Raw genomic sequence first — 2,099 nt, 5'->3', positions numbered from 1 at the left:
TCACCCACATGCAGCGGAAAGCCGCGGAGGAAATCCTCCGCCTGCATCGGGCCTTTGCCCGCGCGCTGCAGCTCGGCGATGCGGAGCGCGCCCTGCCCGCAGGCGATGGTGATGCCGCCGTCGAGCGAAAGAACCTCGCCCGGCGCGCCGCTCCCGGCAACGGGCTCCGCGCGCAGGACCTTGATCCTGACCGGCGCCTTGTCGCGCATGACCTCGAAGAAGGCGCCGGGAAAGGGCGTGAGGCCGCGAATGTGGCAATCGAGCGCGCCAGCATCGCGCGACCAGTCGATCCGCGCCTCGTCCTTGTCGATCTTGCTCGCATAGGTGACGCCACCAGCCGCCTGCGGCATGGCCTGAAGCGCCCCGCGCTCCAAGGCCGCCAAGGCGCGCACCATGAGCGAGGCGCCGATCCGCGAAAGCTCGTCATGAAGGCTTCCGGCGGTCGCCTTCGGCCCGATCCGCACATGCTCCGCAAGCAGCACGGGGCCGGTATCGAGCCCCTCATCCATCTGCATCACCATGACGCCCGTTTCGGCATCACCCGCCATGATCGCCCGCTGGATGGGCGCCGCCCCGCGCCAGCGCGGAAGCAGCGAGGCGTGGAGATTGAGGCAGCCGAGGCGCGGCGCATCGAGCACCGGCTTCGGCAAAATGAGGCCATAGGCGACGACGACGGCCGCGTCGAGGCCGAGGGCGGCGAAGGCCGACTGCTCCTCCGGCGATTTGAGCGAGACGGGCGTGCGGACGGAAAGCCCGTTCGCCTCGGCGAAGCGATGCACGGGCGAGGGCTGCTCGGCCATGCCGCGCCCCGCCCTGCGCGGCGGCTGGGAATAGACGGCAGCGATCTCGTGGCCCGCGGCGATAAGCTCGGCGAGGACGGGAACGGCGAAATCGGGCGTGCCCATGAAGGCGAGGCGGAGGGTCATGGCGCGGCATGCCCGAGGCGCGACCGGCTCAGGCGAATTCCTTTTCCTGGAGCTTCTTCGCCTTGGCGAGCTTCTTCAGCATCATCGAACGCTTGAGCTTGGAGAGATGGTCGATGAAGAGAACGCCGTTCAGATGATCCATCTCATGCTGGATGCAGGTCGCGAGCATGCCCTCGCAATCCAGTTCGCGGATCTCACCCTGATAGTCGAGGAACCGGACGCGGCAGCGCGACGGGCGATCCACCTCCTCATAGAGTTCGGGAACCGAAAGGCAGCCCTCCTCATAGGTGGAGAGTTCGTCGGAGGTCCAGAGGATCTCCGGATTGACGAAATAGCGCGGCTGCGGCTCCTCGCCCTCGCGCGCGAGGTCCATCACGATGACCTGCTTCGGAACGCCGATCTGTATGGCGGCGAGGCCGATGCCCGGCGCCGCATACATCGTCTCCAGCATGTCGTCCATGAGACGGCGCAGATCGTCGTCCACCCGCTCGACGGGCTTGGAGACCTGTTTCAGGCGCGGGTCGGGCGCGGTGATGATTTCACGTATGGCCATGGGGTTCAGATAAGCTCCCCGGCCCTGCCGGTCAAGCGAGCCCGGCGCCAATCCACAAGCGCGCCCGCGGGGGAATCGGCTATAGTTGCCCGAATGTTCCCCTCGCCCGCCACCTGTCCGCGCGAGGGGAAGCCGGGAGAGAAAATGGAAAACTGGACCCTCTATCTGACCCTCGCATCGGGGCTTTTCAGCCTTGCGGCAGCCATCTTCGCTTTTCTCGCCTTTCGCCGGAGCGCGAAAGAGGCGGGCGGCGAGGGCGTCGACGATGAGATTGCCGATGAGATTGCCAATGTCATCCGCACCGAAACCGATCGGGTGAGGAACGAAACCCAGACGCAGGCCCTGCTCACGCGGCAGGAGCTTGGCGACAATCTCCGCGGATTTCAGGACTCCCTCGCCCAGAGGCTCGATAGCGGGATCGAGGCGATCCGCACGCCCGTCGCCGCCATCGGCCAGAAGCTCGATCAGGACATGGCGCGCATGGAGATCGAGGCGGCGAAGAGCCGCGAGGCGCTGCGCCAGTCGATCACCGAAAGTCTCGATGCCGCCAACCAGCGCGCCCAGTCGGCCGCGCGGGAGCTGCGCGAGGAACTGACCGGCAATTTCGCCAAGACGAGCGA

At 66.7% G+C, this 2,099-nt stretch carries 2 protein-coding genes and 1 pseudogene; 1 reads left to right on the top strand and 2 read right to left on the bottom strand.

Annotated elements, in window-relative coordinates:
• Together fmt and def are read right to left on the bottom strand one after the other, a co-directional pair.
• On the bottom strand, positions 1 to 926 hold a 926-nt coding region (gene fmt / locus PKA57_RS13925; protein ID WP_324301576.1), incomplete at its 3' end, for a methionyl-tRNA formyltransferase.
• A 28-nt stretch (positions 927 to 954) separates the two neighbouring features.
• Positions 955 to 1,479, bottom strand: coding sequence for a peptide deformylase (gene def / locus PKA57_RS13920; RefSeq protein WP_324301574.1), 525 nt, complete (start codon positions 1,477 to 1,479; stop codon positions 955 to 957).
• A gap of 144 nt (positions 1,480 to 1,623) precedes the next feature.
• On the opposite strand from def, the pseudogene PKA57_RS13915 reads away from it, so the two are divergent.
• A pseudogene (locus tag PKA57_RS13915) lies at positions 1,624 to 2,099 on the top strand (hypothetical protein); the annotation flags it as partial.

Source organism: Parvibaculum sp., from assembly GCF_035325945.1.
Lineage (GTDB): Bacteria > Pseudomonadota > Alphaproteobacteria > Parvibaculales > Parvibaculaceae > Parvibaculum.
This window is presented reverse-complemented; position numbering and strand designations above follow the sequence as displayed.